We start from the raw sequence: 26,813 nt of genomic DNA, 5'->3' as shown, positions 1-26,813 counted from the left end.
CCCGGCCGAACGGCGGCCCGGCCGCGGCGGGCCGGGCCCGGCCGTCAGTCGAGCTGCGGGGCGACCCGCGAGGCGATCAGCTCCAGGTGGTCGAGGTCGTCCAGGTCGAGGATCTGCAGGTAGACCCGCTCGCTGCCGACGGCCTGGTACCGGCCGATCCGCTCGACCACCTCGTCCGGGGTGCCGGCCAGGCCGTTGGCCTTCAGCTCGTCGACCTCGCGGCCGATGGCGGCGGCCCGGCGGGCCACCTCGGCGTCGTCCCGGCCGACGCAGGCGACCAGGGCGTTGGAGAGGACCAGGGCGTCGGCCGGGCGCCCGGCCTGCTCGACGGCGGCGCGGACCCGGCCGAACTGGGCGGCGGAGTCGTCCGCCGAGGCGAACGGCAGGTTGAACTCGTCGGCGAAGCGGGCGGCGAGGGCCGGGGTGCGCTTCGGGCCGAGGCCGCCGACGAGCACCGGGATGCGGTCCTGGACGGGCTTGGGCAGCGCGGGCGAGTCGGTCAGCGTGTAGTACCGGCCGGCGAAGTCGAAGGTGTCCCCGAGCTTGGTGTTCCACAGCCCGGTGATGATCGCCAGCTGCTCCTCCAGCCGCCCGAACTTCTCCTTGGGGAAGGGGATGCCGTAGGCGGCGTGCTCGGCCTCGTACCAGCCTGCGCCGAGGCCGAACTCGACCCGGCCGCCGCTCATCGCGTCGACCTGGGCGACCTGGATGGCGGTGACGCCCGGCAGCCGGAAGGTGGCGGCGGTCATCAGCGTGCCGAGGCGGATGGTGCTGGTGTCGCGGGCGAGTCCGGCCAGGGTGATCCAGGCGTCGGTGGGGCCGGGCAGGCCGTCGACGTCACCCATCTTCAGGTAGTGGTCGGAGCGGAAGAAGGCGCTGAAGGCGCCGAGCTCCTCGGCGGTGCGGGCGACCTTGAGCAGGGTGTCGTAGCTCGCGCCCTGCTGGGGTTCGGTGAAGATGCGGAGATCCATGCGGACCATTGTGGTGCAGACCACCCGGTCGTGAGCGCAGGGAACCGGCCGGATCACGGACCGTACCGGCCGCTGCGACCGGCGCCGGGGGCCCGCGGCCGGGGGTGGCAAAGGTCTCAGCACGGAACCGTCACGGCGGCCCGAACCCGCGCCCGGGCTCGCCTACGGTGGACGGATGTTCGCGACCTCCGACGATTCCTTCCGGCGCTCCCCCGACGAGCCGGCCGGCTGCCCGCTGCCCGGCATCGTGGCGGCGTTCACGCCCCGGCTGGCCGAGTTCGCCTTCGAGCCCGGTTTCGTCGCGGCGGTCGACCAGCACGCGGCGATGCTGCGCGAGCTGCTGTACGCGCAGGGGCCGGAGCTCGCGCCCCGGCCCCTGGACCGTGAGGAACTGTCGGACTACGCGCTGGGCTTCCTCGACGCGCTCGCCGAGATCGGCTGGCGGGAGCCGGTCGGCTACGACTACGCCGTGCTCCGGCTGACCGCCATCTGCTGGCTGGTGCGCGAGCAGGACCTGCTCGAGGTCTGAGCCCCGCACACCGCCGTCGACGCCGACGCCGACGCACTCGTACCGGCACTGCCCGGCTACATCGGCCGGTCGCCCGGGCCGCCGGGGTCGATGCCCGGGGCCGGCGGGGTGGCCGGGCCGGTCTGGGTGGTCGGGCGGGCGGGCTGGTTGGCGAGGGCGTCGGAGCGGCCGGCCTGGTACGAGCTGCCGCGCAGCCGGGCGGTCTCCTGCTCGGCGCTGTCCAGCCACCGCTCCCAGCGCCGACGCATCGGCATGACCAGGCCGCCGCCGACGCCGACCACCAGCACCCCGGCGATCGTGGCGAGCGCGGCGATCAGCACCGGCCCGGTGACCGCGGTGGCGATCCCGACCTGGCCCAGCGCGGCGATCACACCGAGCCCGACGATGAAGCCCCACACCATGGTGGCGACGGTGCGGCCGTACGACGCGCCGGCCAGCGAGTTCGCCACGATGTCGCGCACGCCGTTGGCGATGGCCATGGCGACCACCACGATCACGACGGCGACGATGGCCCTGGGCAGCCACGCGACGATGCTGTGGATCATCACGCTGATCGGGTTCGGGCCGAAGACGCCGAACGCCAGCTGCAGCGCCATCAGCAGGACCACGTAGTAGACGACCTTGCAGATGATGCCGGTCATGTCGTACTTCGAGCCGTGCAGGCGCGCGGCCATGCCGGACCGCTCCGAGACCCGTTCCGAGCCGATCCGGCGCAGCACCCGGTCGAGGATCCCGGCGATCGCCTTCGCCACGAACCAGCCGATGACCAGGATCACCAGGAAGGCGATGAACTGCGGAATGACCTTCGCGATCTTGGACCAGGCCTCGGTGAAACCCGACCCGAAATCGACGGTCAGTGCGAGCTGCTGAGCCACGGAGTCCTCCACTCGGTGACACGGCGCCACGAGCGGGCGCAAGCGGCCCCCCACCCTTCGTGGATAGCAGCCCTCCGTCCGGGCCGCGCGCAGCCGGTGCCCGGGCTGGCCCCCTCGGGTGAACCGCCCGGGCCCGCCCGGCGTTACAGTGGCGGTCCCGAGGCCGGACGGACGGACCCCGAGGGCGCGGGCAGGGCGGACGGGACGGTGCGGCAGTGAGCAGGCCGGCAGTGAGCGGGGCGGCAGTGAGCGGTGCGACGGCGGACGGCGCGGTGGGGCACCGGGCGCTGCACTGGCGGACCCGCCCGGACGGCGCACGGGCCGCCGTCCTGGTGCTGCACGGCGGCGAGGAGCACAACCTCGGCCGGCCCGCGCGCCTCAACCTTCCCCTGCTGCGGATGAACGGCTTCCTGCGCGTCCTCACCAGGGCCACCGCCGACGCCGGGGTGGCCGTCGGCACCGTCCGCTACCGGCACCGCGGCTGGAACGGTCCGCGCGCCGACGCCGCGCAGGACGCGGTCACCGCACTGGACGAACTGGCCTCGCTGCTGGGGCCGGTGCCGACCGTCCTGATCGGCCACTCGATGGGCGGACGCGCCGCCCTGCAGGCCGGCGGGCACCCGGCCGTCACCGGACTGATCGCCCTCGCCCCCTGGTGCCCGGCCGAGGATCCGTGCGAACACCTGGCCGGCCGGGACGTCCTGATGCTGCACGGCGACCGCGACACCGTCACCGCCCCCGCCGACACCCGGGCCTTCGCCGCCCGCAGCCGCGCCGCCGGCGCCCGCGTCTGCGGCTACACCGTCACCGGCAGCGGCCACGCCATGCTCCAGCGCGTCCCCGACTGGCATCGCGCCACCGCCCGGCTCACCGCCGCGCTCCTCGGCCTGCACCCGCTGCCCGCCGAGACCGCCGCGGCCCTCGCCCTCCCCCCTGCCTCCGCCGAAGCCCTCGCCCTGCCGCTCCCCCGCCAGCCCCGCCGCGCCGCCGCCCGCACGACCAGCCCCTGAACCTCCTCCTCCGGGGGCGCCGGCCCGCAGCCGGGTCACTGCGCGCCGATCGCCCGCAGGGTGTTCAGGCGGGCCGCCCGTCGGGCCGGCCAGAGAGCGGCCAGCACTCCGATCGCCGGGCCGAGCAGCAGGAGCAGGGCAAGCCGCGGCCAGGGCAGCACGAGCTCCCAGTGCGGGAGCGAGGCGCGGCTGAGGCTGCCGCACGTCCAGGCCAGGAAGATCCCCGTGCCGATGCCCAGGACGGTGCCGAACAGCGAGATCACCACCGATTCCAGTCGCACCATCCGCTTGACGCCCTTGCTGTCGAGTCCGATCGCGCGCAACAGTCCGATCTCCCGGGTCCGCTCGAACACCGACATGGCCAGGGTGTTGATGACGCCGAAGACTCCGATGACGACGGTCATGCCGAGCAGGCCGTACATCATGTCGAGCACGGCGGCGACCTGGCCGGACTGCGCCTTCGTCACCTGCTCCCGGTTCTGCACCTGGAGGAGCGGGCTGTTGCCGAGGGCGTTGCGGATGTCCTGGTCGAGGCCGCCGGTGTTCCGGTCGGTCGCGGCCTTGACCAGGATGCTGTCGAACTGCCCGCCGGCCGCGTGGGGCAGGACGTCGGCCATGGTGCCCACCGCGCCGCCGACGGCCCGGGTCTGCCGGTAGACGCCGACGACGGTCAGTTCCTGGTCGCGGCCGAGGCCCACCGTGCCGTGGAAGGTGTCTCCCTTCGCCAGTCCGGCGTCCTCCGCCAGCTTGTCGGAGACCGCGATCCTGCCGGGGCCGATGTCGGCGAGCGAGCCGCTGGTGAACGTCAGGTCGGAGACGGCGGCGAACCGCTGCGGGTCGGCGCCGGTGAGCGTGGCGTACGTGCCGCGCACGCCCAGGGCCGCGGAGGCGACGGGCGCCGCCGCCGCGACACCCGGGACGTCGGCCACCCTCGCGCCGAACGCCGGGTCGATGCCGAGGCCGGGGCCGGCGTTGGACACCACGTAGTCCGCGGTCAGGCCGCCCACTGCCGCCTCCTCCAGCGCGGCGCTCGTCGAACTGCCGGTCACGCTCAGGCCGGTGATCAGGGTGAGCCCGATCATCAGGGCGGAGGCGGTGGCGGCGGTACGGCGCGGGTTGCGCAGCGCGTTCTCCTTGGCGAGCTTGCCGCTGACCCCGAAGAGCCGGGTGGTCACCGCCCCCGCGAGCCGGACCAGCGGACGGGACAGCAGCGGCGCGGTCACGATCATGCCGGTCAGCGTGAGCACCGAGCCGAGTGCGGCGGTCTGGAGGTTGCTGTCGGATCCGCTCCGCTGCGTGGAGAGGTGGAGCAGCGCGAGGACCCCGGCCCCGGTGAGCAGCCCGCCGACACTGTTGCGGACCACCGTGCCGCGCGGGGGCGGCGACTGGTCGACGGTGGTCAGTGCCTCCACCGGCGCGACCCGCGCGGCCCTGCGGGACGGCAGCCAGGCGGCGAGCACGGTGATGCCGACGCCGACCAGGACGGACCGGGCGAGCGCGTCCGCGGAGACGACCAGGGGGCCGCCGGGCAGCCCCGCTCCGCCCGCGTTCAGGAGTGGCCGCGCGGCGGCCGCGATGCCGGTTCCGAGCGCGATCCCGGCGGCGGAGGCACCGAGCCCGAGGAGCGCGGCCTCGGCGAGGACCGCGCGGACGACCTGTCGGCGCGAGGCCCCCACGGCTCGCAGCAGCGCGGTCTCCCGGCTCCGCTGGGCGATCAGCATGGTGAAGGTGTTGGCGATGATGAACACGCCGACGAACAGCGCGACCCCGGCGAAGCCCAGCAGCACCCGGGTGAGTTCCTTGGTGTTCTCGGCGATCTGCGCCGCCTGCTCGTTCGCGAGCTGGGCTCCGCTGGTGACGGTGATGCCGTCGGCGGGCAGCAGCGCGCGGATCCTGCCGGCGAGCTCCTGGTCGTCGGTGCCGGGTGCGGAGCCGACGGCCAGTTCGTCGAACCGGCCCGCCTGCAGGAAGAGCCGCTGCGCGGTGCCGGTGTCGAAGAGTGCGAGGCTGCCGCCCGCCGTCACCCGGGGGTCGTCGGTGTCGACGGTGCCGACCAGCTCCTTGGTGAGGGTGGGGCCCGTGGTGGCGAAGCGGACGGAGTCGCCGATCGCGTAGCCGGCCTTCTCGGCGGTCCGGCGGTCCAGGGCCATCTCGCCGTCGGCGGCGGGGCCGCGCCCGGCGTGCAGGGGGAAGCGGCTGTCCCGGTCCGTGCCGGGCGCGTCCGGTGAGTAGTTGGTCGCCAGGTTCTGCCAACCGGTGTCGGCGTTCAACGGCCGGCCGTCCTTGGCGGCCAGCGTGGCGTCGCCGTTGACGGTGGCCCGGACGGACGTGACGCCGGGCACGGTCCGGACCTTGTCGGCGAGCTCACCGGTGAGCGCCGTGGACCGGGTGTCGTCCGCCTCGGTGCGGGAGTTCCGCCGGGACTCGGCCTGGACGACCACGGCGACGTCCTTGAGGCTCCTGGCGGAGGCGCCGCGAAGGGCCTGGGTGACGGTGTCGCCGAAGACGAGCGTGCCGGTGACGAAGGCGACGCCGAGCGCGATCGCGAGGGCCGTCATGGCCAGTCGGGCTTTGTGCGCGAGGACGTTGCGCAGGGCTGTACGCAGCATGGTGGTGCTCCCACTCCTGGGGTGCGTGGCGGTGGTTCGGGCGGGCGGCGGACGGTCTGGTCAGCTGGTGCGGGCCTTGGCGTCGAACCGCCGCATCCGGTCCAGGACGCCCTCGGGGGTCGGTGCGTCCAGCTCGTCGGTGAGCCGGCCGTCGGCGAGGAAGACCACGCGGTCGGCGTACCCGGCGGCCGTCGGGTCGTGGGTGACCATCACGACGGTCTGGCCCAACTCCCGGACGGAGTACCGCAGGAAGGCCAGGATCTCGGCGCCGGCCCCGGAGTCCAGGTTGCCGGTCGGCTCGTCCGCGAAGATGATCTCCGGCCGGGACGCGAGGGCGCGGGCCACGGCGACCCGCTGCTGCTGGCCGCCGGACAACTGGGCGGGGCGGTGGTCCAGCCGTCCGGCGAGGCCGACGGTCGACACGACCGTGTCCAGCCACCGCCGGTCGGGCTTGCGGCCCGCGATGTCCATCGGCAGGGTGATGTTCTCCGACGCCGTCAGCGTGGGCAGCAGGTTGAACGCCTGGAAGACGAACCCGACGCTGTCCCGGCGCAGTCGGGTGAGCTGTCGGTCGTTCAGGGCGGACAGTTCGGTGTCGCCGATCCGCGCGGAGCCTGCGGACACCGAGTCGAGACCCGCCATGCAGTGCATCAGGGTCGACTTGCCGGAGCCGGACGGCCCCATGATCGCGGTGAATTGGCCGCGTCCGAACTCCACCGAGACCGAGTCCAGGGCGACGGTCCTGGTCTCGCCCCGGCCGTAGACCTTGCACAGCCCGGTGGCCGTGGCGGCGGCAGGGCTGGTAGGACCGGTAGGGCCGGTAGGGCTGGTGGGGCTGGTAGGGCCGGCCGAGGAGTGGGCGGCGGAGGAACGGGCGGGCACGGGCGCGGCGGCCTGCGGTGGCATGTCAGCTCCGGGGTGACGGGGATGAGGTGGGGTGACTGCCTCTCATCCTCGGCGCGCCGCAACGCCGAACCGTCGGCCTCAGGGAGTGGATGAGGCGTCTGTCGAAGGTCGGGCCCGGAGGCGCGCGTAGTCCTCGGGGCGGACGACCGGCTCTGCCCTTCGACAGAGCCGGGGTGCCCGGCCGCGGCTCAGGACACCAGCCCCGCCCGGTACGCGAGGACGGCCGCCTGGACCCGGCTGTCGGTACCCGTCTTCACCAGGACGGCGCTGACGTGGGTCTTCACCGTGCCCACGCCGATGCCCAGTCGGTGGCCGATCTCCGCGTTGGCGAGGCCCTGGCCCAGCAGCGCGAGGACGTCGCGCTCCCGGCCGGTGAGCGCCGACAGCCGCGGGTCGGGGCCGGACGCGGAGGCCGGGTCCCCGTAGCGGTGACCACCGCTGTCGCCGTCGCCGTTGCCACTGCTGTGGCCGGTGCCGGTGCCGGTGCCGGTGCCGTCGAGCATGCGCTCGATGACGGTACGGGTGACCTTCGGCGAGAGGACCGCGTCGCCCGCGGCGGCGGCCCGTACCGCGCTGATCAGCTCCTGCGGGCCCTCGTCCTTCAGGAGGAAGCCGGTGGCGCCGGACCGCAGCGCGCGCGTCACGTTCCCCTCGTCGCCGAACGTGGTCAGCATGACGACCTGCGGCCGGGGGCTGAGGGCGAGGAGCCGCTCGATCGTGGCGAGCCCGTCGAGCACGGGCATCCGGACGTCGACCAGGGCCACGTCGGGAAGGGTCTCGCCCGCGACCCGCACGGCCTCCTCGCCGTTCGCCGCCTCACCGACCACCTCGATGCCCTCGGCATGGCGCAGGATCAGCCGGACGCCGTGCCGGATCAGCTCCTCGTCGTCGGCGAGCAGGACACGGATCGGGCGGGGGGCGGTTGGGGCAAACGCGGTCATCGGGACTCCCAGGGCGGTGTGCGCGACACCACCGGAACGGTGAAGCGGTCGATCGTGGCCAACGTATCGTCACGGAAGCAGAACCGGGTGATCCGGAGGTGACCGGGGTCCTCCCCCGCCCCTGCCCCCGCGGTCGTCGAGGCCGCCGGGTCGGGGCCCTCGGCCGGCGCCGTCTCGTCCTCGAACGGGAACGTCGAGTACAGGCAGTTCGTCACGGAGTCCGGATGAGGAGGCTCGCGGCCCGTCGCCGCCGCGCGCACCGCCGCGCTGTCGCCGTACACGGCCTCCTCCACCATCGCGCGGGACATCCCGATCCGGGGCCGCTCGTGCGTGCGGGGAACGGGGTCCGGGAACGCCTGACCGACCAGCGCGAGGGCGCCCGTCATCATCACGCCCACCCCCAGCAGGCCGAGGAGCCCGCTGAGGGCCGTCACGACGCGGCGCTGGACACCGGCGGGTGAGCCGTCGGAACGCGACTCGGACGGCGATTCAAGCGCCGGCACACCCCCCGCGGCGCGGCTCGCCCCCGGGTCCGGCTGCGCGGGGATCCGCGCCGTCACCGCGAAGCCACCGGCCGGCGTCGGGCCCGCCTCCAGGGTGCCGCCCAGCAGCGCCACCCGTTCCCGCAGCCCCACCAGGCCGCGCCCCGACCCCAGGCCGGTCGCCGCCTCCGGGGCCGCGGGCGGACGGCCGTTGCGCACGAGCACGTCCACCCGGTCGTCGGTGTGCGTGACCGCCACGCTGACCCGGGCCCCGGCGGCGTACCGGTGCACGTTGGTCAGCGACTCGCGCACCACCCGGTGCACCGCACGCCGCACCTGCGCCGCGCGGTCGGTCAGGTCGGGGCCGTCCCAGGACAGCTCGACGGGTATGCCGCCGCCGCGCGACTCCGCTGCCAGCGCCTCGACGTCGGCGCGGGTGCCCGTCGTGTCGGTCAACGCGTCCGTCCCGGTGTCCCGCCCCAACGGGCCCAGCACACCCAGCACTTCGCGCAGCTCCCGCATCGCCTCCGCGGCCGCCCGGCGCACCAGAGCCGCCTCGTCGCGCAGTTCCGGCGACTCCTTCTGCAGGGCCATCTCCAGGCCGCCCGTGTGCAGCGACACCAGGCTGAGCCGGTGGCCGACCAGATCGTGCATCTCTGCGGCGATCCGGGACCGCTCATGGATCCGGGACTCGCTGTCCGCGAGCCGGCGGGCCGCCTCCGCGGCGGCGGCCCGCTCCCGGAGCGCCCGCAGCAACCGCTCCTCCTGCCCGCCCGAGGCACCGAGGAGCCCCGGCACCATCAGCGTGGTGGCGGCGAGCACGGCGCCCAACGCCACCCCGAACGAGTGGCCGCCGAGCCCGACCACCGGGGCGAAGGCCGCGCAGGCCGACGTCGCCACGACGGTCGGGGCGAGCAGCACGACGCTCCGGCGCCGACGGACCACCAGGTGCCTGGCCGTCGTGTACGCGGTCACGGCGGCCGGCAGCCCCGCGGCGGGCAGCAGACCCACCACCGCCGCGATGCCCAGCAGGCTCGTCGTGGGGAAGCGGCGGCGGACGGCGAGCAGGACGAGGGCGACGGCGCCCAGGAGGAGTTGGAGCACCCCGGACGGGCCCCCGCCGCGCAGCAGCTCCTGGCTGAGAAGCACCAGCCAGGCGCCGGCTGCCACCTCCGCGAGCGCGCGCCACAGACCCCGGGTCTGCTCGCCGGGGGCCGTGAACGGATTTCGGGAGGTGGGAGGCATCCGCCCATTGTCGGGGGCGGGGCTGCGGCTCCGGCTACGACCTGGGGATGAGTCCTGCTCTGTCGAAAGCCGGAGGCGTGGAGCTCGGGCACACCGGGGGTGGGGTACCGGCGGGTGGGGTCGCCGGGTGGCCGGGGGTGCACCTGGGTGCCCGGGGTGGACCTGGGTGGCCGGGGTGCACCCGGGTGGCCGGGATGTGTCAGGCGGGAGCCGGGGTGTCAGGCGGGAGCGGGGGGGCGTCAGGCGGGTCCGCCCACGGCCTCCGGTGCCGGGAGACGACCGGCGAGCAGCGCCTGCCCGAGCGGCGTTGTGCGGTGGGTGACGGTACGGCCGGTGCGGTCCTTGACGGTGAGGCCGGAGTCGGCGAGAACGGTCGCGTGCTCGCTCGCCGAGGCGGTGGAGATGCCCAGGAGGGTGGCCAACTCCTTTGTGGAGCACGGGCCGTGGACGGCGACGGTCTCCAGGGCGGCCGCCCGGGTCTGGCCGAGCAGGGCGGTCAGGGTACGACCCGGAGTCGGTCCGGGCTCGGCGCGCAAGGGTCCACCGATCCGGGCCGGATAGAGGAGGACGGGCTGCTGCGCCGGATTCTCGAAACGGGCGATGACGGGGCGGCGGGGGCCGAAGACGCAGGGCTGGAGCAGCAGGCCGCGACCGTCCAGCCGCAGGTCGTGCCGGCAGCCGTCGGCCAACGGGAAGCTGAGCACCGGGCGGCGCCAGGACACCGCCGGGTGCAGCGAGCGGAGCACCTGGTCCGGCCCGGTGATCCGTCGGTGACGCCGGTGCTCGACGGTGACGATGGTCTCGATCTGCCGCCGGTAGGGGTCGATCGCCCGGGTCTGGTACTCGGCGGTGACGTGGCCGAGCAGCTTCCTGGCCCGGCGGTCCCCCGCCGCCACGCCGCGCGCGAAGGCGCTCAACTGCCGTGCCCCGCCGACCGAGCGCAGGTGGTCGCGCAACGGTGCCTCCGGCGCCTCGGCGGTGGCGCACTCGGTGGCGCCCGGGTCGCGCCGCACGGTGAGGAACTCCGGGATCGCCGAGGCCGTGTAGAGGTCGAAGAGCAGCGCGGTGCGCGGGGTCCAGGAGGCCCGCAGGCTGTCCCGCCACGCCTGGAAGCGCGGGTCGCGCTGTCCGTTCACCAGCGCGTGCACGCTGAGGGACAGCTCCATCGACATGTCCGGATGCTCTGCCACCCGGATCCGCTCCAGGTCGTCCGTACCGAAGAGAATTCGCAGCACGGTCGCGATCGTCACCCGGAACCGGCGTCGCCGCAAGACTGTTCGGCGAGAACCGAATCCATGGCGGACTGCCCGGGCGCGGGGCAGGCCCGCACCCCCTGGCCGCGCACCCGGCCCGCACCCCGCTCCCCCCTCCCGGGAGCGGGGCGATCGGGTCGGGGCGATCGGGTCGGGGCGATCCCGGTCGGGACGACCGGTGGCGGGGCGATCGCGGGCCGGCGCGGTTCGATCCGGCCCCGGCGGGGCTCGACTCGGCTCGGCTCAGCCCAGGTCCGCCGGGGATTCCACCACCACCCCGTACAGGTCCCCGATCGTCGCCAGCGCGCCGCGGTGCACCTGGGCGGCGGTCAGCTCGCTGCCCGCCGACTGCAGCGGCCGGGTGGCGCAGGCGGCGGCGACGACGGTCGGCCGGTTGCCGCGCAGGAAGGCGCCCGCCGTGGTGAAGGCGACGCACATGTGGGTCATGAACCCGGCGACGACGACGTCCCGGTGGCCGGCCGCCTCGACCAGGCCGCCCAGGTCGGTGCCGACGAAGGCGTCCGGCGCCTGCTTGACCACCACCCGCTCGCCCTCGGCCGGGGCCACGCTCGGGTGGATCCGGCCGATCTCGGTCCGGATGTCGTACGGGGTGCCCTCGCCGCCGTCGTTGATCACGTGGATGACGGTGGCGCCGGCCGCCCGGGCCCGGCCGAGCAGGTCGGCGGCGGCGTCCAGCGCCTCCTGCCAGCCCGTCAGCTCCATCACGCCGCGCACATAGGTGTTCTGGTAGTCGACCAGGATCAGCGTCGAGTCACCGAGCGATGCGGGTTCGTCGTCGAGTCCGTTGAGGGTGCGCAGGGTCGTCGTGGGCACAACGGTGCCGCCTTTCACGTACGAGGGGTGGGGTTTTCGCAGGTCACGCCTGGTGCGGCCTGCCTCCGGAAACGCTACGGGCGCCCCGCGCGTGTCGGCAATGTCGTCTAACCTGCAGATTCCGACATCGAGGGAGGGCGCTGATGGAAACCGGACCCGCGCAACGGCTGATCGTCATCGTCCTGTTCGAGGGTGTCGACCTGCTCGACGTGACCGGGCCGCCCGAGGTGTTCTCGCTGGTGCGGCGGGAAACCGACGACGCCGCCGGCTACCGGGTCGTCCTCGCCGCCGAGACCCTCGCCCCGGTCACCACCGCGGCGGGCGTGCGCATCCTGCCCGACGTCACCTTCGACGAGGCGGCGCGCGGCGGGATCGACACCCTGCTGGTGCCCGGCTCGGTCGAGCTGGACGACCGCCGCCGGGTCCGCGCGCTCACCGACCCGGCGGTGGTCGACCGGGTCCGCACGCTGGCCGCGCGCTCCCGCCGGGTGGCGAGCGTCTGCGTCGGCGCCCACCTGCTCGCCGCCGCCGGACTGCTGGACGGTCGGCGTGCCACCACGCACTGGTCCACGGCCGGCCAACTCGCCGCCGAGCACCCGGAGATCGAGGTGGACGCCGATCCGATCTTCATCCGCGCGGGCGACGTCTGGACCGGCGCCGGCATCAGTGCCTGCCTGGACCTCTCGCTCGCCCTGGTCGCCGACGACTTCGGCGAGGAGCTGGCCCTGCGCGTCGCCCGCCAGCTGGTGATGTACCTCAAACGCCCCAGCGGCCAGAGCCAGTTCAGCGTCCCGTTGGAGCCGGTCTCGACCACCCGGCGGATCGAGGAGCTGCGCCACCACATCCTGCGCAACCTCTCCGGCCGGCTCACCGTCCCGGATCTCGCCGCCCACGCCCACGTCAGCGAACGGCAGTTGACCCGCATCTTCAAGACCGAGCTGGGCACCACGCCGAGCGCCTACATCGAGTCGGCCCGGGTCGAACTCGCCCGCCACCAGCTGGAGTCCGGCGACGCCACACTCGAACGCATCGCCGCTGCCTGCGGGTTCGGCACCACCGACACGCTCGTCCGCGCGTTCCGCCGTCGGCTCGACACCACGCCGACCGACTACCGGCAGCGCTTCCGGACGACCGCCGGAGCTCCGACGGACACTACGGAGGCACGCTCGGCAGCGCTGCCCGCAGCCACGGCAGCCGGACCGCGAGCCACCACGGCAGCCGGACCGTGAGCCATCAGGGAGCCGTCAAGGAGCCATCACGGCAGCCGGACCGTGAACACGGTGCGGCCGGGCCGACTGGCCGCGTCCACCCTGCCGCCGTGCGCCTGAACGACGGCCCGGACGATCGCCAGCCCCAACCCGGTCGACCCGGTGGCGCGCGAGCGGGCCCGATCGCCGCGGACGAAACGCTCGAAGACCCGGTCGAGCAGCTCCGGCGCGATCCCCGGGCCGTCGTCGGTGACGCTCAACTCGACCTGTCCGCCCACCCGTTCGAGTTGGAGCCGGACCTCGGTTCCGGGCGGGGTGTGGGTGCGGGCGTTGGCCAGCAGGTTGGCGGCCACCTGGCTCAGCCGGTGCTCGTCGCCGCGGAGCAGGACCGGCTCCTCGGGCAGTGCGAGGCGCCAGCGGTGGTCCGGCCCGGCGGCGCGGGCGTCGGCGACGGCGTTGAGGGCGATGCGGGTCAGGTCCACCTCCTCCTCCGCGAGCGGCCGGCCGGCGTCCAACCGGGCCAACAGCAGCAGGTCCTCGACGATCGCCCCCATCCGCAGCGCCTCGGCGTCGATCCGCTCCAGCGAGTGCCGCACGGGCGCCGGGACGTCCCCGGGGTGGCGCAGAGCCAGTTCGGCGTGGCCGCGGACCGCCGCGACCGGGGTGCGCAGTTCGTGACTGGCGTCGGCGGCGAAGGCGCGCAGCCGCGCCTCGACGGCGTGGCGGCGGCTCAGGGCGTCCCCGACGTGGCCGAGCATCCGGTTGAGTGCCGCGCCGACCCGGCCCACCTCGGTGCGCGGGTCGTCGTCCGGCACGCGTTCGGCCAGCAGGACCTCGCCGCTGGCGAGCGGCATCGCGCTGACCCGCTCGGCCATGCCCACCACCCGCCGCAACGGGCGCAGCGACCAGCGGACCCAGAGCGCCCCGGCGGCGCCGGCTGCCACGACGGCGATCGCGAAGACCATCAGTTCCAGGGTCTCCAGCCTCCGGACGGTGTCCTCGGCGGGGCGCAGCGGCAGGCCGCTGACCAGCACGTCGCCGTCCCGCCCGGCGACCGCCCGGACCCGGTAGTGGCCCTGCACCCGGCCGAGGTCGAGGGCCCCGGCCGGGCCGCCGACCGGCAGGGCCGCGAGCACGCGCTGCTGGGCGGGGGTGAAGGTGATCCGGTCGTCCTGGTCGTCGGGGCCGTCCGTGTCGTCGGCATCACCGTCGACGACGCCCGCCGCCGTGACCCGGCCGCCGAGCAGCCGTACGCCGAGGGTGCCCGGGGTCTGCGCCCGGGTGTCGGGGCCGGCGCCCTGGCCGGTGTGCTCCAGGCTCGCGGCGTAGCGGCCGCCGGATTCGGCGAGCTGCTGGTCGAGGCGGTCGACCAGGAAGTGGCGCAGCGCGGCGGTGGTGGCGAACCCGACGGCGGCACAGGTGACGACGAGGAGCACCAGCAGGCCGGCGATCAGGCGGGCCCGCAGGGTGCGCGGGGCCAGCCCGGCGGCGCGGGCCCGCAGGGTGCGGGGGCTTCCGGGGCGGGCGCTCCTGGTGCGGGGGCTCACGGTGCGGGGGCTGGACCTCCCGTCGCGGGGGCTCACGGCGCGGCTTTGATGAGGTACCCCGCGCCGCGCACCGTGTGGATCATCGGACTGCGGCCCGCGTCCACCTTCTTGCGCAGGTAGCTGATGTACAGCTCGACGATGTGCGCCTGGCCGCCGAAGTCGTACGACCAGACCGCGTCCAGGATCTGCGCCTTGCTGAGCACCTGGCGGGGGTGGCGCATCAGGTGGGCGAGCAGCGCGTACTCGGTCGGGCTGAGTTCGATGGTTCCGCCGCCTCGGGTCACCTCGCGGGCGCGGTCGTCCAGGACGAGGTCGCCGAGCACCAGCGCGTGCGGGGGCGGCTGCCGCGGCGCGACGGGAGGGGCGGCCCGGCGCAGCAGCCCGCGCAGCCGGACGACCACCTCGGCCAGGCTGAACGGCTTGGTCACGTAGTCGTCGCCGCCGGCCGCGATGCCCGCGATCCGCTCCTCGACGGCGTCCCGGGCGGTGAGGAAGAGCACCCGCACCTCGGGCTGCTCCGCGTGGAGGCGGCGCAGCACCTCCAGGCCGTCGAGGTCCGGCAGCATCACGTCGAGCACCACGGCGTGCGGCCGCCAGGCCGCGGCGGCTTCGACGGCGGCCAGGCCGGTGGTCGCGCCGCGCGCCTGCCAGCCCTCGTAGCGGACGGCGCCGCAGACCACCTCGACCAGGTCCGGCTCGTCGTCGACGACCAGGACGCGCCACTCCGGGCGGTCGGCGGTGTCGTCCATGGTGCTCCCTCGGGTCGTACGGCGAGGCCTTCATCCTGCACCGCCGCGATGAGAAACCCGTGAGACCTCTGCGACTCGTTCGTAGGCCGCCACAACCGCTCTGAACTGCGAGGATGTGGTCGCGACGGGGGTCCGGCGGCCGGGCCCGCTCAGAGGTGGCTCAGAGCTTGCGGTGCGATCGTGGTCCGCCTCGGCGGCACTCGCCGCCTGGCGCTGAGGAGGCTACCGATGACCACTGCCGCCGCACCGAAGCCGCAGCCCGGTTCACCGCGCGCCGGAGCTGGGCGCCCCCGAGCAGGGCAGCCCGGAGCTGGGCGCCCCGGCGCAGGGCAGCCCGGGCGGGCGCCCGCAGGCCGCGGGCACCGGGCGGCGCCGCGGCCGCCGCTCGTCCTCGACCCGGCCGTCGCGCTCGGGCTGATCGCCGTGGGCGCGCTCGGGGTGCTCGCGCTGTGGTGGACGGGCACCCCGGCGGTCGTCGGCGCGGCCGGCTGGCTCACCGGCGCCGGCCGGATCACCGGACTGCTCGCCGGGTACGCCGCCCCGGTGCTGCTCCTGCTGATGGCCCGGCTGCCCCCGCTGGAGCGCGGGGTCGGCGCGGACCGGCTGGCGCGCTGGCACGCCTTCGGCGGCCGCTGGATGGTCGCCGCCGTCTCGGTGCACGTGCTGACGATCGTCTGGGGCTACGCGCTGACCGACGGGCGCGGCCTGCTCGGCGAGGGCGTGGAGATCGTCTTCCACTACCCAGAGATGATCAAGGCCACGCTCGGCACGCTGCTACTGCTCGGCACCGGCGCCGTCTCCGCCCGGGCCGCGCGCCGCCGGCTCCCGTACGAAGCCTGGTACTACCTGCACCTCGCCACCTACCTGGCGGTGGCGCTCGCCTTCTCCCACCAGCTCGCCACCGGCGCCGACCTCGGCGGCGGCCCCGGCCGCGCCGCCTGGTACGCGCTCTACTTCGGGACGGCGGCACTGCTCGGCTGGTACCGGCTCGCCCGGCCGTGGCTGCTCGACCGGCGGCACGGGCTGCAGGTCGCCGAGATACGGCCCGAGGGCCCCGGCGTGGTGTCGCTGTTCCTGACCGGCCGGCAGTTGGACGGACTGCGCGCCGAACCCGGGCAGTTCTTCCGCCTCCAGTTCCAGGCACCAGGCCTGCGCTGGGCCGCCAACCCGTACTCGCTCTCCGCGCCACCGCACCCGCAGTTCCTGCGCTTCACCGTCAAGGACCTGGGCGGGCACAGCGCCGCCGTGGCCGCCCTCCGCCCCGGCACCAAGGTGCGGGCCGAGGGGCCGTACGGCGCGTTCACTGGGCGACGACTGCGGCAGCGCCGGGTCCTGCTGCTCGGGGCCGGTGTCGGGATCACCCCGCTGCGGGCGCTGTTCGAGACGCTGCCGGGCGAGCTGACGCTGGTCCAACGCGCCCGTCGGCCGGAGGACCTGCTGTTCCGGGCGGAGCTGGCCGACGTCGCCCGGCGGCGCGGCGCGGTCGTGCACGAGCTGCTCGGCTCGCGGGAGCAGGTCGGCGACCTCGGAGCCGCCCTCGCCCGACTCGTCCCCCACCTCGCCGAGCACGAGGTCTACCTGTGCGGCCCGCAGACCCTCGCCGACGAGGCCGTCCGCGCGCTGCGGGCGGCCGGGGTGCGGCCCGGCCGCATCCACCACGAGAGCTTTTCCCTCTGATACGGAAATCCCCCTGCCCCCGAGGAGTGTCACGTCCATGCGCAGAGCCGTTGTCACCAGCGCCGCCACCGCCGCCGGGGTGGTGCTGCTGCTGTCCCTCAAACCGCACGACGCGGCCGGGCCGGCCCCGGTGATCAGCTCCGGGGCGGGTGCCGGAGCCGCCCCCGGCGCCGGTTCCGACGTCTCGGTGCCGTCGAACGCCCCCACCGGCGCCGCGTCGGCGGCCCCGCCCGGGTCGGCCGGCTCCGCGGCGCCGTCCGCGTCGGCGGCTCCGCCCGGGTCGGCCGGCCAGTCGTCGGCCGCCGCCGCCGGTGCCACCCGGAAGGTCAGCGGCGACACCGTCAACACGCGCTACGGCCCGGTACAGGTCCAGGTCACCCTCGCGGGCAGCCGGATCACCGCCGTCGACGTGGTCAAGTACCCCAATGCCGAGCGGCGCGACCGCGAGATCAACACCTCCGCCCTGCCCGTCCTCAACCAGGAGGCGATCTCCGCGCAGAACGCCGGGATCGACGTGGTCACCGGCGCCACCTACACCAGCGACGGCTACATCCGCTCGCTGCAGAGCGCCCTCGACCGGGCCAAGGGCTGAGGCACCGTGCTGCGCCACGCCGAACCCGTGATGGGCACCGTCTTCTCGATCGCCGTCCGCGACCCCCGCCCGGGCACCACCGCCGTGCTCGACCGGATCGCCGAGCGGCTGCACCGCATCGACGCGGTGTTCTCCCCCTACCGGCCGGAGAGCGACATCAGCCGCCTCGACCGGGGGGAACTGGCCCTGGACGACTGCGATCCGGACGTCCTCACCGTGCTCGCCGACTGCCGCCGGGTGGCCGAGGAGACCGGTGGCTGGTTCACCGAGCGGCCCGGCGGCCGGCTCGACCCCAGCGGCTGGGTCAAGGGGTGGGCGGTCGAGGAGGCGGCGGCCCTGCTGCACTCCACCGGCGCCCGGCAGTACTGCGTCAGCGGCGGCGGGGACGTGCAGACGAGCGGCGGACCGTGGCGGATCGGCATCGCCGACCCCGGCCGACCGGGCCTGCTCGCCGCCGTCCTGGCCGGCAGCGGCCTCGCCGTGGCCACCTCGGGCACCGCCGAACGCGGCGCGCACATCCTCGATCCGCACACCGGCCGCCCGGCCACCGGCCTGGCCTCCCTCACGCTCGTCGGCGCCCCGGGCACCGGCATCGCCCGCACCGACGCCTGGGCCACCGCCGCCTTCGCCATGGGCCCGGACCGCGCCCTCACCTGGGCCGCCCGCCAACCCGGCATCGAGGCACTCGCCGTCCTGCCGGACGGCACCAAACGCTGGACCCCTGGCCTGCCCGCCCACCTCCCGGCGAGCGGACCCGCGGACTGGCAGGCCGCCATCCGCTGACCGGGCCCCGGCCTCGTGAACCGACCTCCCCCCGGGGCGCTGTGAGGCCGCCTCATCCGCCGACGTCATGAGACACGCTCATGTGCGAGCCCATGAGATGACCTCATGCACCCTTGCCATGAGACAAGCTCATGTACCCCTGTCATGAGACGGGCTCATGGACGGCCCCATGAGAAAAGCCCATGCGCCTCTGTCATGCGACAAACTCATGGACGCCCCCATGAGACGACCTCATGCACCAGCCCCATGAGACGAGCTCATACACCGCCCCCGGGCCACCGCCACCGCCGCTCCCACTACGGCCGCGCCTGCTGCGCCGCCCGCCAGGCCTCCCACGCCACCAGCGGGGCCAGGTACGACCAGCCGTGCGAGCCGTCCGGGCAGACGCCGCCCTCGATCAGCTCGGACACCGAGCGGCGGGTGAACGGCACCCACACCGCCATGTCGTGCTCGAAGGTGCTGTGGCAGGCGTCGCGGCGGCGGTCGATCTCAGCCGCGTCGAGCCGCGCCCGGACGGTGGCGACCAGCGTGTAGCAGGAGGCCGGTTCGCTCCAGCCGAACCAGGTGATCACCGCCGGTCCGACGTCGCCCGGCAGCAGCCCCAACTCCTCCTCCAGCGCCCGGTGGACCAACCCGTAGAAGTCCTCGGCGGCGCCCGGCTCGTCCCGGTACTTCATCGTCTCGTTGATCCCGACCGTCCACTGCCCCGGGAACGTCGTGACTGCCAGGGAGCGGCGCAGGAGCAGCAACCGCCCGGCGCGGTCCCGCACCGCGACGCAGGCGCTGACCATCGTGGGCGGTGCGGCGGCCACGAAACCCGTCAGGCCCTGGTCCAGCGCCTCGCGCAGGAGCCGGCCCGCCTCCGGGTCCTCCCGGCCGAGCCGGGTGGTGGCCATGCACTCCGCGTAGTCGCTCTCGGCGATGCCCACCTCGCACACCCGAGCCGCGGGGTGCTCTCCGTGGTCGACCGTCAGCCGCGAGACGTACGCCGTCCGGCCTGCCGCCCCGGCGGCCCGTTGGCGCGCCGCCTCCTCGGCCCAGCCGACCCGGTCCAGCACGTGCGGACGGCTGATCCGCCCGTCGTACGAGGTCACCAACGAGGCCGGGGTCAGCGGCCGGGCCGCCGACCAGGTGAGGAGCGGCGCGAGCCCGTCCGCCCGGATGTCGTGCGCCCGCGCCGCCGGGGACAGGCTCGCCCGTCGGGCCCTGGACGCCGGTATCCGCGAACCGAGGCGCGAGCCACCGAACTTGGCGAAGTCGTACACCAGATTGGTCAGCACCCCGATCAGCAGGGCCCCGCCGATCCCCAGCAGCCACTCCACCCCGGTTCCCCCGCCTTCGTGATCGCCCGCGCCCCATTGTGGGGCCCCGGGCGCGCCCGGGGAAAGGGGCTTCGCGCGCCCCGGGGCCGGGGTGATCGAAAAGTCGGCCCCGAGGCACCGGACAGCCGTGCGGGCGCCCGGATTCCTCGTCCGTACAGCGGGAGTCGCCGTACGGACGGCCAGTACGGCCGCAGCCGCCGCGCGGCCGGCGAGGCGCCCCGGGCCGCCGGGCCTCACTCGCGCCCGGTCAGTGCCAGCCGCAGCTGTTCCTCCTCGACGATCAACGCCGCCAGCGACTGCTCCGAGACATCGACGGCTTCCGGGGTCGACTCCGCCACCTCACTCCGACGCGCGTAGTCGTCGAACAGCCGCCCCTTCACCCGGAGGATGTCGAGCATCCGCTGGTCGACGCTGTCGGTGGCCAGCAGGCGGTGCACCTGCACCCGCCGCACCTGGCCCATCCGGTGGGACCTGGCGATCGCCTGGCTCTCCGTCGTCGGCTTCACCTGCGGCTCGCAGAGGATCACCACCGAAGCCGCCTGGATGTTCAACCCGAGGCCCCCCGCCTGGATCTGGCACAGCAGGACGGCATGGCCGGGCGAAGCGGTGAACCCGTCGACCACGTCCTGGCGCCGGACGGATGCGAGGGCACCGTCGATCGGCCCGAAGGCCCGTTGTTCCAGGGCGCCTTGGACGGCCGCCAGCACATCGCGGAAGAACGAGAAGACGACGACCTTCAGTCCGTTCTCCGCCGCCTCCTGGACGATTTCCACCAGCCGTCTCAACTTCGCGGACCCCGCCGGGTCCGCGTAGGCGGCGCGGCGCATCGCCATGAAGTTCCCTGCGGCCACGGCCGAACGGTAGGCGGCGAGATCAGTGGGCGTGAACTCCTCCCACTCGTCCACGTGGACGGTCTCGGGAAGCTCGGTGAGCACGTCCTTCTGGTTGCGGCGCAGGTACGCCGGGGCCACGGCCCTGCGGAACGCCACCGGTCCGGCAGCGGCGATGCCGCCGTCCAGCCGGGGCACCAGGTCGGGCTGCAGGTACTGCACCAGGTTCCGGAACTCCTCGACCCGGTTCTCCATCGGCGTTCCGGTGAGGAACAGCACGCGTTCCACCTGCTCCGTCCACCACGCCACCGCCCGGGAGCGCTGCGTGCCGTGGTTCTTGACGTAGTGGGCCTCGTCGACCACGACCATGGCGACCGTGACCTCCTCCGGTACTTCCAGCCGGCGCAGCCCGTCGAACGTCGCCACGACGACACCGCCGTCCCGGACCCACTCGGCGAGCGCCGCCTCCCGGTCCGGTCCGTGGAACCGGTAGGCCCGCAGGGCGCTGCGGGATTCGACCTCCCTGGTCCAGTTGATCAGGACGCTCGCCGGGCACACGACGAGGAAGTGCGTGCGGCCGTCCGCCCGCAGGTGGGCCAGCGCCGCGATCGCCTGCACGGTCTTGCCGAGTCCCATCTCGTCGCCGAGGATGACCCGCTTCCTGGCCAGCGCGAAACGCACCCCGAACGCCTGGTAGCCGCGCAGGGAGACCCGGCAGTGGGTGCCGTCCAACGGCTCGGCCCGGATCAGGTCGGACAGGTCCGGGGGAAGGAAGCCCTCGGCGGCGGCCGGCTCGGCGGGGCCGGCTTCGGCGATCTCACCGAGGACGGCGTAGAACTCCGCCGAACGGAGTTCGAAGTCCGTCCAGGCCTCGAAGGCGCCGGCCGACGGACGCAGCAGGTCGACGGAGGCCTGGGCGAAGAGCCCGAGGGCCCCCTGCTCCTCGCATGCCGCCAGCAGCGCATCGAGCCGATCGACCGCAGCGTGCGCCTCCGACCTGCGCTGCCGACCGGCGAACAACCCGCGCAGCACGCTGCGGGCCGGCCGCGCGGCGGCCAGCAGCGGTGCGACCTCTGCGGTGACGCGCTCCGCGGCTTCCCTGGCCCGTCTTGCGTCCGGCCCGGCGGCCACCAGGCGTTGCAGCGCGACCACCAGGGCCGTACTCACCGGATCCTGCCGATCCACGTCCAGGCGCACCGCCACCGCCTGCTCGACGGCCCTCTCGATCTGCCCGGCGGCGGCAACGGCCTGGGCGGCCGTCTGGGCGCCGACGCCCGGGATCAGTTGGAGCGTGTAGCGCGAGGCCTCCGCCACCTGCCGCACGGTCGCGAGTCCGGCGGCCTCCAGCGCGCCGACCCTCAGCCGCCCTTCGGTCACGTCCTTGAGTCGCGCGATCGGAATGGATCCCAGCTCGTCCCGGACCAACCGCCCCCTCAGCTCGACGAAAGCGCGGCGCACTTCGTCGACGGCGCCGCCGTAGTCACCGGCGACCGCGGCTGCGGCCAGTTGGAGCCGCTCGGCGTCGGCGAGGACCGCCTTGGGCTTCCGGGCAGCCTGCCGAGTCTCCCCCACCGATCAACTCCCGTCTCGACCAAGCCGCGCGGCATCGCTCGGCAGCTCGCTCCATGATTCCACCCCTCCCCACCCCATCGGCCCGGTTCCGCAGCTCTCCGGTCCTCTCCGCCGGACCGACCGACGACCGGACCGACCGACGACCGGACCGCCTGACGACCGGACCGCAGCGCGAACCGGCGGTTCCGGTGGACTCCGCCCCACCGAACCGAACCGTCCGGGGGTCAACGAAACCGGCCCCTCCGAGCACCGCACTCCCACTCGACTCGCTCCGCGGGCAGGCCCGGCCGGGACGCGGCCCGGACGTCGAAGGCGGAATCACGCCAGCCCAACCCCCTGTCGGCTTGGTGGACTTCGGTGACATCCACTGCTCAGGGACAGGACTTCCGGCATGTCTGACACTGCTCTTCCGCCCACCCCGCACGCGGCCGACGGCGCTTCGGCCGGACCGAGGGCCCGAGCCCGGGGCTGGTTCGCCGTCGTCGCGGTGACCACGGGCGTGTTCTCCCTCGTCACCGCCGAGATCCTGCCGATCGGGCTGCTGACCCCGATCGGCGCCGACTTCCGGATCTCCCCGGGTACGGCCGGGCTGATGATGACGCTGCCCGGCATCGTGGCCGCGGTGGCGGCGCCCGTGGTGACCGTCGCGACCCGGCGGGCCGACCGGCGGACCATGTTGTGCCTCCTGCTGCTGGTGCTGACGCTGGCGGACCTCCTCAACGCGACGGCTTCCGTGTACTGGGCGGTGCTGGTGGCCCGGGTGGCGCTGGGGCTGGTGATCGGGGCGTTCTGGTCGATCGGTTCGGGCCTCGCTCCGCGGCTCGTCGAGGAGCGGCAGCAGGCCCGCGCCAACACCGTGCTCTTCTCCGCGATTCCGCTCGGTTCGGTCCTGGGCGTGCCCGCGGGTGTGTTCCTCGGGGGCCTCGCGGGGTGGCGGGCGGCGTTCCTGGCGATGGCCGCGCTGACCGCGCTGGTCTTGGCGGCCCTCCTGGTGTCGCTGCCGCCGCTGCCCCCGCTGACCGTGACCGGTCTGGGCGTGCTGCGCGGGCTGCTGACCGGACGGGGCACCCGTACCGGCCTCGCGGCGACCTTCCTGATCGTCGTCGCCCACTTCGGCAGCTACACGTACGTCACACCGTTCCTGGCGGACACCGCCCATGCCGGACCGGGGCTGATCACCGGCCTCCTGCTCGCCTACGGCGCCGCCGGGCTGCTCGGCAACGTCCTGGCCGGCGGGCGCGCGGCGCGGGCGCTGCGTCCGGTGTTCGGCGGGGCCGCCGTCCTGCTGGCCGCCGCGACCCTGCTGCTGCCGCTGCTGGGGAGGGGCGCTCCGGGCGCGGGCGTGCTGCTGATGCTCTGGGGAGTGGCGTACGGCGCCGTCCCGGTCTGTTCGCTGACCTGGTTCCACACGGCCGCACCCCACTCCCCGGAGGGGGCGGGGGTCGTGTTCACCTCGTCGTTCCAGGCGACGATCTCGATCGGCTCCCTGGCGGGCGGCCTGGTGGTGGACCACTCCTCCCCCGCCGCCGTCATGGTGGTCGGGGGTGCGGTCGCCCTCCTCGCCGCCGCCACCGTCGGCGCGTACGGCCACCGGGCCGGGCCAGAGGCGATGCCGCAGCCGGACGGCGGGACCGAGGCCGTGCAGCAGCCGACCGCCGGGACCGAGGCGGGAGCGGCGGTCGGCGGCCGGGCCGAGCCCCGGCCCGCAGGCGTGACGCGCCGCTGAGGGCGACCGGCCGCGCCCTTCCGGCCCAGGCCGGCCCCCTCTCGTGGCTGCCGACGGCTACCCCACACGTGCCCGGGGAGGGCACCGGCGAGGCCCGTGCACGGCTGTTCCGCACCCGCGCGAAGTGTCGTAGCGTGGCCGGATGAACACGAACGCGTCCTCGCGGTACGACGTCGTGATCGTCGGAGGCGGGCACAACGGGCTGGTGGCCGCGGCCTACCTGGCGCGGGCCGGGCAGCGGGTTCTGGTCCTCGAACGACTGCCCAGGGTGGGCGGGGCGGCGGTCTCCACCCCGGTGTTCCCGGGCGTGGACGTCCGGCTGTCGCGCTACTCGTACCTGGTCAGCCTGCTGCCGCGGAAGGTGGTGCGGGACCTCGGGCTGCGGTTGGACCTCCGCCGCCGCCGGATCGCCTCGTACACCCCCGTCGTCCGGGACGGGAAGCCCACCGGTCTGCTGGTGGACGCCGGCGACCCCGACCGCACCCGGGAGTCGTTCCGGGCGCTCACCGGCACCGACCGCGAGTGGCAGGCCTGGCAGAGCTTCTACGGGATGACCGGCCAGGTCGCCCGTCGGGTGTTCCCGACGCTCACCGAGCCGCTGCCCAGCCGCGCCGGGCTGCGGCGGCGGGTCGCGGACGACGCCGCCTGGACGTCCCTGTTCGAGCGGCCGCTCGGCGAGACGATCGAACGGACCTTCGCGGACGACCTGGTGCGCGGCGTGGTCCTCACGGACGCGCTGATCGGCACCTTCACCCACGCCCACGATCCCGCGCTCCGGCAGAACCGCTGTTTCCTGTACCACGTGATCGGCAACGGCACAGGTGACTGGGACGTCCCCGTCGGCGGCATGGGCGCGGTGACGGACGCACTGGCCGAGGCGGCGTTGTCAGCCGGGGCAGAGATCCGGACCGGCTGCGAGGTCACCGCCATCGCCACCGACCGCGGCGGCCCCGGCGACGGCGGCGGCCGCGGCGACGCCGAGGTCTCGTACCGCCACCGGGACGGTGAGGCGACGGCCGTGGCGCGCCGGGTGCTGGTCAACGCCGCGCCGGCGACCCTGGCCCGGCTGCTCGGCGAGGACCCGGGGCCCGCGCCGGAGGGCGCCCAGCTGAAGGTCAACATGGTGCTGCGCCGCCTGCCGCGCCTGCGGGACGCCGCCGCGGACCCGCGCGAGGCCTTCGCGGGCACCTTCCACATCGCCGAGGGCTACCGGCAGTTGGAGGCGGCGTACGCCGAGGCTCGGGCCGGACGGCTGCCGTCGGCGCCGCCGTCGGAGATCTACTGCCACACCCTGACGGATCCGTCGATCCTGGGCCCCGAGGCCGTGCGGCAGGGGTTGCAGACGCTGACCTTGTTCGGCCTGCACCTGCCGGCCCGGCTGTTCGGCGACCCGCGAGCCGGCCGCGGGGCCGGGGGCCTCCACGTCGGGGAGCCCCACTTCCGGGAGGCCGAGGCCCGGGAGCAGGGAATCCGGGAGCGGGAGGCTCGGGAGCGAAAGGTCAAGGAGCATGCGCTGGCCGCGAGCCTGGCGCAGCTGGACGCGGTGCTGGCCGAGCCGATCGCCGACTGCCTGGCCACGGACGCCGACGGCCGGCCCTGTATCGAGGCCAGGACGCCGCCGGAGCTGGAGCGGGAGATCGGCCTGCCGGGCGGCCACATCTTCCACCGCGACCTCGCCTTCCCGTTCGCCGAGGAGGAGGCGGAGAGCGCCGCCGCGCGCTGGGGCGTGGCGACCTCCCGTCCGAACGTCCTGCTGTGCGGCGCGGGGGCAGTCCGCGGTGGCGGCGTCAGCGGCATTCCGGGGCACAACGCGGCGCAGGCCATCCTGGCGGAGCTCGCCGGGGCCTGAGCGCAGCCTTCCCGAGAAGCCACGCCGACCGGCCGGACACCCACCGCAAACCGCGAGCACCGGGGGCGAGTTCCGGCCGCCCACGGCCACCCACCGCCACCCTCCGATCGCCGTCCGGCTCCGGCCGAAGTCGGCGTCCCGCCCGTCTGGCACGTGACTCCCGGTGGCGATTTACTGAGAGTAAGCAGGGTAGGAGGGAGGCCCTCCGATGGAATGTCCACACCCACCCGGGTTCCACATCGAGGTCCGTGAACGCTACATCGCCGCCGCAGCGGAGGTGACCCGGCTGGTCCGGGCCGTCCCCGAGGATGGCTGGGCGACCCCGACACCGTGCCGGGACTGGGACGTCCGCACGCTGGTGAACCACCTCGCCGCGCAACACCTCTGGGTCTGCCATGCCGTGGCCGGCTACACCCCGGAGTCGATCGGCCACCGCTTCGACGGCGACGTGCTGGGCCGCAACCCCGTCGGCGTGTGGGTGATGGCGGCCGACACCGCCGTGCGCGCCCTGCACCAGCCGGGCGCCCCGGACCGCCTGGTGCACCTGCCGTACGGGGTGCGCGATGTCGGCGGGTACGCCCGGGAGTTGACCGCGGAGACCGTCGTGCACGGCTGGGACCTGGCCCGGGCGCTGGGCGAACGCGGTCGGATGCCGCCGGGCGCCGCCGGTTACGCGCTCGCCGAGTTCCAGGGGTACCGCGATCTGGCCCGTACCGGCCTGTTCGATCCGCCGCTCGGTACGCGGCCGGGAGCCGACGCCCAGGAGGAGCTGCTGGCCCTCACCGGACGCGACCCGAACTGGTCCTACGACGCCACCCGCTGACCGGTTTGCGCTGACCGGCTCCGACGCGGCCGGTCGGGATCCCGGCGCGTCAGGCACAGGGCACCGCCCAGGCGCTGAGACCGCCTCAGCGGCCGGCGGGTAGGCGGCTGAGGCGGAAGCCGGGCACGGTCGGGGTCTCGAAGCGGGGCCGGACTGACGGGCACTCACACCCGTTCCGGCTCCTGCCGGCAACGGGGTGCGGGGGATCCGAATCCCGTCTGCAGAACGTGGTCGAGTCACCAACGGCTCCACGGTGCGATGACGCACCCGATCGAGGACCTCGTCTTCACCGAGAAGTAGCCCACTCCAGCTCCGGAACGGGCGCCATGCCGAAGAACTCCAATACGGGAGACCCGGAAATGCGAAGAACCCCCATCCGGGTCCCGGATGGGGGTTCTTCTGAAGAATTGTTCGGCGGCGTCCTACTCTCCCACAGGGTCCCCCCTGCAGTACCATCGGCGCTATGAGGCTTAGCTTCCG

The 26,813-nt window shown here is 74.6% G+C and carries 21 protein-coding genes; 9 read left to right on the top strand and 12 right to left on the bottom strand.

The genetic code is table 11. The features are described from left to right. Window positions 1–44 precede the first annotated feature (44 nt). Window positions 45–971 carry an LLM class F420-dependent oxidoreductase gene (locus IF30_RS0126500; RefSeq protein ID WP_030243089.1) on the bottom strand — a complete coding sequence of 309 codons (927 nt, stop codon included), beginning with the start codon at window positions 969–971 and terminating at the stop codon, window positions 45–47. Between the two features lie 175 nt (window positions 972–1,146). Between IF30_RS0126500 and IF30_RS0126495 the strand changes: the two genes are divergently transcribed. Next, a complete protein-coding gene (locus IF30_RS0126495; protein ID WP_051711198.1) occupies window positions 1,147–1,500 on the top strand; it encodes a DUF6401 family natural product biosynthesis protein in 354 nt (117 codons plus the stop codon). A 56-nt stretch (window positions 1,501–1,556) separates the two neighbouring features. Here the strand turns inward: IF30_RS0126495 and IF30_RS0126490 are convergent, their stop codons facing one another. Beyond that, window positions 1,557–2,375: a mechanosensitive ion channel family protein gene (locus IF30_RS0126490; RefSeq protein ID WP_063752782.1), complete on the bottom strand. Its 819-nt coding sequence runs from the start codon at window positions 2,373–2,375 to the stop codon at window positions 1,557–1,559. A gap of 215 nt (window positions 2,376–2,590) precedes the next feature. Between IF30_RS0126490 and IF30_RS0126485 the strand changes: the two genes are divergently transcribed. Continuing rightward, window positions 2,591–3,385 (top strand): alpha/beta hydrolase, encoded by a 795-nt coding sequence (locus IF30_RS0126485; protein WP_234322845.1) that lies wholly within the window; start codon window positions 2,591–2,593, stop codon window positions 3,383–3,385. A gap of 35 nt (window positions 3,386–3,420) precedes the next feature. Here the strand turns inward: IF30_RS0126485 and IF30_RS0126480 are convergent, their stop codons facing one another. From IF30_RS0126480 to IF30_RS0126455, 6 genes are all read right to left on the bottom strand, one after another. Then, window positions 3,421–5,994: an ABC transporter permease gene (locus IF30_RS0126480; RefSeq protein WP_030243081.1), complete on the bottom strand. Its 2,574-nt coding sequence runs from the start codon at window positions 5,992–5,994 to the stop codon at window positions 3,421–3,423. Between the two features lie 60 nt (window positions 5,995–6,054). Next, complete coding sequence (locus IF30_RS0126475) at window positions 6,055–6,900, bottom strand: ABC transporter ATP-binding protein (protein ID WP_051711196.1); 846 nt, start codon at window positions 6,898–6,900, stop codon at window positions 6,055–6,057. Window positions 6,901–7,088: 188 nt separating this feature from the next. Further along, on the bottom strand, window positions 7,089–7,841 hold the full coding sequence (locus IF30_RS0126470; RefSeq protein ID WP_030243078.1) for a response regulator: 753 nt from the start codon (window positions 7,839–7,841) through the stop codon (window positions 7,089–7,091). Continuing rightward, on the bottom strand, window positions 7,838–9,568 hold the full coding sequence (locus IF30_RS0126465; protein ID WP_030243076.1) for a histidine kinase: 1,731 nt from the start codon (window positions 9,566–9,568) through the stop codon (window positions 7,838–7,840). Before IF30_RS0126465 ends, IF30_RS0126470 begins: the two co-directional genes overlap by 4 nt. Window positions 9,569–9,807: 239 nt before the next feature. After that, on the bottom strand, window positions 9,808–10,803 hold the full coding sequence (locus IF30_RS0126460; protein ID WP_158835500.1) for an ArsR/SmtB family transcription factor: 996 nt from the start codon (window positions 10,801–10,803) through the stop codon (window positions 9,808–9,810). A gap of 261 nt (window positions 10,804–11,064) precedes the next feature. After that, a complete protein-coding gene (locus tag IF30_RS0126455) occupies window positions 11,065–11,655 on the bottom strand; it encodes a cysteine hydrolase family protein (protein WP_030243072.1) in 591 nt (196 codons plus the stop codon). A gap of 143 nt (window positions 11,656–11,798) precedes the next feature. Here IF30_RS0126455 and IF30_RS0126450 point away from each other — a divergent pair, with 143 nt between their 5' ends. Then, window positions 11,799–12,884, top strand: coding sequence for a GlxA family transcriptional regulator (locus tag IF30_RS0126450; RefSeq protein ID WP_078891709.1), 1,086 nt, complete (start codon window positions 11,799–11,801; stop codon window positions 12,882–12,884). Between the two features lie 26 nt (window positions 12,885–12,910). Here the strand turns inward: IF30_RS0126450 and IF30_RS0126445 are convergent, their stop codons facing one another. Both IF30_RS0126445 and IF30_RS0126440 read right to left on the bottom strand, forming a co-directional pair. Continuing rightward, complete coding sequence (locus tag IF30_RS0126445; RefSeq protein ID WP_030243068.1) at window positions 12,911–14,365, bottom strand: sensor histidine kinase; 1,455 nt, start codon at window positions 14,363–14,365, stop codon at window positions 12,911–12,913. 77 nt (window positions 14,366–14,442) lie between these two features. Next, window positions 14,443–15,159 (bottom strand): response regulator transcription factor, encoded by a 717-nt coding sequence (locus tag IF30_RS0126440; RefSeq protein ID WP_030243065.1) that lies wholly within the window; start codon window positions 15,157–15,159, stop codon window positions 14,443–14,445. Window positions 15,160–15,387: 228 nt separating this feature from the next. Here IF30_RS0126440 and IF30_RS0126435 point away from each other — a divergent pair, with 228 nt between their 5' ends. Genes IF30_RS0126435 through IF30_RS0126425 form a run of 3 tightly spaced genes read left to right on the top strand, consistent with a single transcriptional unit; the run spans window position 15,388 to window position 18,211 of the window. Continuing rightward, window positions 15,388–16,836 (top strand): ferric reductase-like transmembrane domain-containing protein, encoded by a 1,449-nt coding sequence (locus IF30_RS0126435; protein ID WP_078891708.1) that lies wholly within the window; start codon window positions 15,388–15,390, stop codon window positions 16,834–16,836. Window positions 16,837–16,873: 37 nt separating this feature from the next. Next, the gene (locus tag IF30_RS0126430) at window positions 16,874–17,428 is read left to right on the top strand and encodes an FMN-binding protein (protein WP_030243062.1); all 555 of its coding nucleotides are present in this window, start codon (window positions 16,874–16,876) and stop codon (window positions 17,426–17,428) included. A 30-nt stretch (window positions 17,429–17,458) separates the two neighbouring features. Beyond that, window positions 17,459–18,211: an FAD:protein FMN transferase gene (locus IF30_RS0126425; RefSeq protein ID WP_051711214.1), complete on the top strand. Its 753-nt coding sequence runs from the start codon at window positions 17,459–17,461 to the stop codon at window positions 18,209–18,211. Window positions 18,212–18,507: 296 nt separating this feature from the next. Here IF30_RS0126425 and IF30_RS0126420 read toward each other — a convergent pair whose 3' ends face one another. Both IF30_RS0126420 and IF30_RS0126415 read right to left on the bottom strand, forming a co-directional pair. Then, window positions 18,508–19,533, bottom strand: coding sequence for an NUDIX domain-containing protein (locus tag IF30_RS0126420; RefSeq protein WP_030243058.1), 1,026 nt, complete (start codon window positions 19,531–19,533; stop codon window positions 18,508–18,510). A 233-nt stretch (window positions 19,534–19,766) separates the two neighbouring features. Then, complete coding sequence (locus tag IF30_RS0126415; RefSeq protein WP_030243056.1) at window positions 19,767–21,935, bottom strand: DEAD/DEAH box helicase; 2,169 nt, start codon at window positions 21,933–21,935, stop codon at window positions 19,767–19,769. A gap of 391 nt (window positions 21,936–22,326) precedes the next feature. On the opposite strand from IF30_RS0126415, the gene IF30_RS0126410 reads away from it, so the two are divergent. From IF30_RS0126410 to IF30_RS0126400, 3 genes are all read left to right on the top strand, one after another. After that, window positions 22,327–23,661 carry an MFS transporter gene (locus tag IF30_RS0126410; RefSeq protein WP_063752778.1) on the top strand — a complete coding sequence of 445 codons (1,335 nt, stop codon included), beginning with the start codon at window positions 22,327–22,329 and terminating at the stop codon, window positions 23,659–23,661. 142 nt (window positions 23,662–23,803) lie between these two features. Next, a complete protein-coding gene (locus IF30_RS0126405; RefSeq protein WP_030243053.1) occupies window positions 23,804–25,510 on the top strand; it encodes a phytoene desaturase family protein in 1,707 nt (568 codons plus the stop codon). A 208-nt stretch (window positions 25,511–25,718) separates the two neighbouring features. Continuing rightward, window positions 25,719–26,333 (top strand): TIGR03086 family metal-binding protein, encoded by a 615-nt coding sequence (locus IF30_RS0126400; RefSeq protein ID WP_051711193.1) that lies wholly within the window; start codon window positions 25,719–25,721, stop codon window positions 26,331–26,333. Window positions 26,334–26,813: the final 480 nt, after the last annotated feature.

It is taken from the genome of Streptomyces sp. NRRL S-350 (assembly GCF_000719705.1).
GTDB lineage: Bacteria > Actinomycetota > Actinomycetes > Streptomycetales > Streptomycetaceae > Kitasatospora.
The sequence above is the reverse complement of the archived record's forward strand: the minus strand, read 5'-3'. Positions and strand labels throughout refer to the sequence as shown.